The organism is Lysinibacillus sp. FW301-JW8 (genome assembly GCF_058788755.1).
In genome coordinates this window covers 1-4663 of the sequence record NZ_JBYTBB010000128.1, presented here as the reverse complement: position 1 = coordinate 4663, position 4663 = coordinate 1, and the positions used below count along the sequence as shown (strand labels likewise).

Genomic DNA, 4663 nt, shown 5'->3' with positions numbered 1-4663 from the left:
GCGTCAGCGCAGGAAGCGGCTCGTCGCTCGCCCACTGGAAAGCGAGTAGCCTGGAACGGAAATCACCTTCATTTGACATAGTAGTGTTTACAAAGAGTCTCTTGACCATTTAGTTTTTCAACGCTATGAAAACTGCTGATGTAATGTCAGCAGTTTTTTTTCGTTGAGAGTATGTTATCTGCGATTCATCAATACTAATAGAATTTTATTGACAATTACTTTTATAATAAGTAGTAGAAGCTCAATCTCAAGAAAGGTTGCTTGATATCCCTATGAACGTAGAGAACTTTTTACAACTACCTATTACAAAAGATTTTACAGTCGTTGCTGGTCACAATGGATTACATAAATCAGTTCAAAATGTCGAAATTCTAGACTTTGAATTTTCACCTGATATTCAAACTGTACGTGACACGATTTTCACACCAAATAGTGTTGTGTTAAGCAGCTTATTATTTGCTAAACAGCAACCAGAATATTTATTGAATGCGGTGAAAAATCTATTTGAGCTCGGGGCAAGTGCTTTAGCTTATAAGCCTGTAATCTTTAAGGATTTACCTGCGGAAGTATTAATGTATGCAGATGAAAACAATTTCCCAATATTACGATTTGGGGGAGATGAATTTTTTGAAAAAATCATTTTAGAAACGATGGCTTATGCAAAAACACAGGATTATTCATTCTTTTTAGAAACGATGATGAAACGTCTTATCGAAGAGGACGTCCCTTATGAACAAATAAAATCCTTCTTACAGCAAATCAATAAGCCCTTTGATAAATATGTATTTGCCGTCAATATTCAAGTACAAGAATATGCAGATAATCAATGGATGCAACCCCTATTTCAATTAGAGCCCCTAATGAAATCCGGAATGATTTGCTCTTACAAAAAGAGTCTCTTTATTTTATTTACACATTCTTCTGAGCAGTTTCAATTTGAAAAATTTCTAAATGAATGGTTAGTGATGTATGCAATTTCAACTGAATCAATGACCTTCGGCTATAGCGGTCGTCACGCAACTCAACAGGAACTCTCAATTGCTGTTCGAGAGGCCTACTATGCACGCATCATGGCTGACATTGAAGCTATCCCTAACCGTCATTACGAAGCCCTTGCATCAGATTGTTTGTTAATTGAATTACACCGTAAGGACGCTAAATTTGCTATGGACTATGTTAATAGCTATCTTGGACCCTTACTTGAGGAAAAGGCTGATCCTGATTTAATAAAAACCGCCATGACCTTTGTTATAAAAAAAGGCAATATCAAAGAAGTAGCGGTTGCCCATTTTTGCCACCCAAATACTATTCGCTATCGCATGGCAAAAATTCGTCAGCTATTAGCACCTATTGATAATGAGTATGTTTTCTATGAACGACTCGCAGCAGCCGTTAAATTGTACTTATTACATAGCAAAATGAGTGATTAATTACAGCTTTGGAATAAGTACAAAGAAACGCCTGAATATTTAGAATTAAAATCAAAATAATTTCCTCCATCTCATGCTATTCTAGTAAAGTTAGGAGGAAGAAAGATGAAACAATATATGGCTGACGGTATGCTTTTAGTTACAGCTATCGTTTGGGGTAGCGGATTTGTTATAACGGCTATCGCTTTAGAATATTTAACAGCTTATCAAGTAATGGCAGGGAGATTTTTATTAGCCGCTATTATACTAACAGCTATATTTGGCTACAGATTAAAAAAAGCTTCGAAATCGGTAATTTGGAAAGGGATTATATTAGGCACCATATTGTACATTGCCTTTGCTCTTCAGACAGTGGGTTTACAATATACAACCCCATCTAAAAATGCCTTTTTAACAGCAGTCAATGTTATTGTCGTTCCATTAATCGCATATGCCGTTTACAAACGCCGTATAGACGGTTATGAAATTATTGGTTCAATAGTGGCTATTGTCGGAATCGGTTTTTTATCACTACAGGGCTCATTAACAATGAATATAGGAGACGCACTTTCCTTAGCATGCGCTGTTGCATTCGCCTTTGATATTTTTTGTACAAACCTCTTTGTCCAAAAGGAAGATGCCATTGCCCTGACAATTATTCAATTTATCACAGCATCATTATTAGGTATTCTGGTTGTAGTCAGTCAAGGTGACATCCCTACTACACTTGAAAAGGAAGCCATTTATTCTATTATATATTTAGCTATTTTTTCAACTACCCTTGCCTACCTATTTCAAAATGTGGCAAATCAATATACTTCCGCTACAAAGGCTGCAATTATTTTGTCGACAGAATCCTTCTTCGGTATGGTATTGTCTGTAATATTCTTACATGAGGTATTAACAGGTCGCATGGTTGTAGGTGCAGTACTAATTTTACTTGCTATATTTATTGCAGAGGTCAAACCTGCTCATCCTAAAAAAAGAATGATGAAAAGCTCTCGCTAAGAACTTTAAAATAGTTTCAGTCTGACTGAGGCTATTTTTTATGGATGACTAGTCATTAAACTGGTAGTAATACCGACAACAAATACGGTGATAATGGACAGCATCAATGTACTAGAGGATAAAAGCAGCCCCCCTACAACAATAACAATAGAATCAATCATAAAAATAAGTATCCCGACATTAATGCCTGTTTTATCGCATATGAACTGCGCAATTAAATCTGTACCACCAGTGCTTGTCTGAAATCTAAGCATTAGTCCTATTCCAAATCCCATAAGAATCCCACCCAATATGGCACTATAGATGGCTTCGATTTGAATAAGATTGCGAACAGGCTTCAGTAAATCAATAATAAATGAAGAGGCAATTAATCCATGTATGCTATTGTAAAAATACGTTCTATATTTATACCAAGCTATAATAAAAATAGGAATACTAATGATGATAATCATTAAGCCAATTTTCAACTTATACAAGTAGTATAAAATTAGTGCTATTCCTACAACTCCCCCATCTAAAATTTGATAGGGCGTTAAGAATAAATTAATCCCTAACGATACAGCAGTACTACCTATAAGAATGACCAGACCTTTCGTAAAAAAATACATATAACCCCCCTCCGGGACTTAGCATGTAAATATAGTATGATAATTTGAAAATGAACATGTTATCAAATACGCGTTTGTACAAGAATACTCTCACTTTTTTTATCGAGTCCGCTCGATAAATTTTTCAACAATAAGTGCCGTCAAAAAAATTCATTCTTCTACTTAACAATCGAAACTTATTCCTTTATTCTCAGTATATAGTTGTAAAAAAATGAAAAGAGGAATAAATGATGGAACATACATTGTTAGAGCAAGTAAAGGATACACGCTTACATTTAAGAAGATCTTTGCTGGCAACTATTTTTGAAGAGTTTGATGTACAGCGTATGAAATTAAGCGAACAGCAACGTAAAGAAAAGTATGATACGATGCTAGAAAGTCCCTTTCGCTTCTTACGTGGAAGTGCCTACTTATTTTATTTTGATGTTACAAAATCCCCTTCTATATTCCATACGTCTGATGTTAAGCCAACATGGATACAGGGTGATATGCATATGGACAACTTTGGCGCATTTCAAAATGAAACAGGCGATATTGTATTTGATGTTAATGATTTCGATGAAGGTTATGTCGGCTCTTATCTCTATGATCTTATTCGCATGAGTGTCAGTATTGCACTATATCTTGAGGAGCAGGGCTTACATCGGGCTGCTCAGGAAACGGCTATCCATCATTTTCTAAATAGCTACATCAATCAATTAAAACGATTTCAACGTAAGCAGGATGATCCACTCACACTAACATTTACTAAACACAATACAAAAGGACTTATTAAACGTGTGTTGAAAAAGCTTGAAAAACGGCAACGCTCTCATTTTTTACAGGATATAACATACATTAACGATGTTGGTCAGCGTGTTTTCCAATGGAATGATGAGGTTCAGCCCGTCTCTGCTGAGGAATATGCTGCTATCACCTCTGTATGTTCAAGCTATAAAATTAAAGACATAGCCATCAAATATGGCTCAGGAACAGCATCTATAGGCTTGAAACGTTATTATATTTTAGTTGAGGGACTAACAGATTCGTTGGGAATAGACGATTTAGTGCTTGAAATGAAGGAGGTACGCACAGCCATTCCAGCTTACTTTTTGCCATATAATGAGATATTTTGGGAGAATTATAAGCATCAAGGAGCCCGTGTAGTCAGCACTCAAAAAGCCATGCATCATCTAGAGGACCCACATCTTGATTATGTCACAATGAATGGTCAGGAATACTATATTCGAGAGCGCTCTCCTTATAAGAAAAAGGTAAAGCCGAAAAACTATCGGGATTTAGAGGATTATTTTACAACTACTGCGACTATGGGCCAAATTGCAGCTAAGATTCATGCCCGTGCCGATGTGGATTACTCACAGGTTTTCACATATCATAGTGAAGAGGAAATTTTAAATGCCATCGGAAAAGAGCGCCGTGTATTTGTGGAAAGTAGTATTTTACAAGCAATGCGCTACAAGGAAGTCGTTTATACTGATTATGAATTATTTAAAGAATGGGTTAACGAGAAGTTTAATAAAAGTTAAAAAATAGACCTCTGCCAAAAAGCAGAGGTCTATTTTCATGTTGTTGAAATACTATTATGTCAATGACATCAAGGTGACAAATCAAAAAGTATAGCCCTTTTTCAAAACGAGG

4 protein-coding genes are annotated in these 4663 nt (G+C 35.9%); 3 read left to right on the top strand and 1 reads right to left on the bottom strand.

Annotation, left to right across the window (positions count from 1 at the left end; genetic code table 11):
* The first annotated feature begins 272 nt into the window (after nucleotides 1-272).
* Both AC3WOM_RS26455 and AC3WOM_RS26450 read left to right on the top strand, forming a co-directional pair.
* Nucleotides 273-1430: a PucR family transcriptional regulator gene (locus AC3WOM_RS26455; RefSeq protein ID WP_492449112.1), complete on the top strand. Its 1158-nt coding sequence runs from the start codon at nucleotides 273-275 to the stop codon at nucleotides 1428-1430.
* A gap of 105 nt (nucleotides 1431-1535) precedes the next feature.
* Nucleotides 1536-2417 (top strand): DMT family transporter, encoded by an 882-nt coding sequence (locus AC3WOM_RS26450; protein ID WP_427543091.1) that lies wholly within the window; start codon nucleotides 1536-1538, stop codon nucleotides 2415-2417.
* Between the two features lie 38 nt (nucleotides 2418-2455).
* Here the strand turns inward: AC3WOM_RS26450 and AC3WOM_RS26445 are convergent, their stop codons facing one another.
* The gene (locus AC3WOM_RS26445) at nucleotides 2456-3025 is read right to left on the bottom strand and encodes a YitT family protein (protein WP_427543088.1); all 570 of its coding nucleotides are present in this window, start codon (nucleotides 3023-3025) and stop codon (nucleotides 2456-2458) included.
* A gap of 230 nt (nucleotides 3026-3255) precedes the next feature.
* Between AC3WOM_RS26445 and AC3WOM_RS26440 the strand changes: the two genes are divergently transcribed.
* Entirely contained in the window at nucleotides 3256-4551 is a 1296-nt protein-coding gene (locus tag AC3WOM_RS26440; RefSeq protein WP_492449115.1) for a DUF2252 domain-containing protein, read from the top strand.
* The last annotated feature ends 112 nt before the right edge of the window (nucleotides 4552-4663 follow it).

Coding starts and splice junctions, on each gene's coding strand:
- AC3WOM_RS26455 (WP_492449112.1), top strand. CDS start 273: ATGAACGTAGAGAACTTTTTACAACTACCTATTACAAAAGATTTTACA.
- AC3WOM_RS26450 (WP_427543091.1), top strand. CDS start 1,536: ATGAAACAATATATGGCTGACGGTATGCTTTTAGTTACAGCTATCGTT.
- AC3WOM_RS26445 (WP_427543088.1), bottom strand. CDS start 3,025: ATGTATTTTTTTACGAAAGGTCTGGTCATTCTTATAGGTAGTACTGCT.
- AC3WOM_RS26440 (WP_492449115.1), top strand. CDS start 3,256: ATGGAACATACATTGTTAGAGCAAGTAAAGGATACACGCTTACATTTA.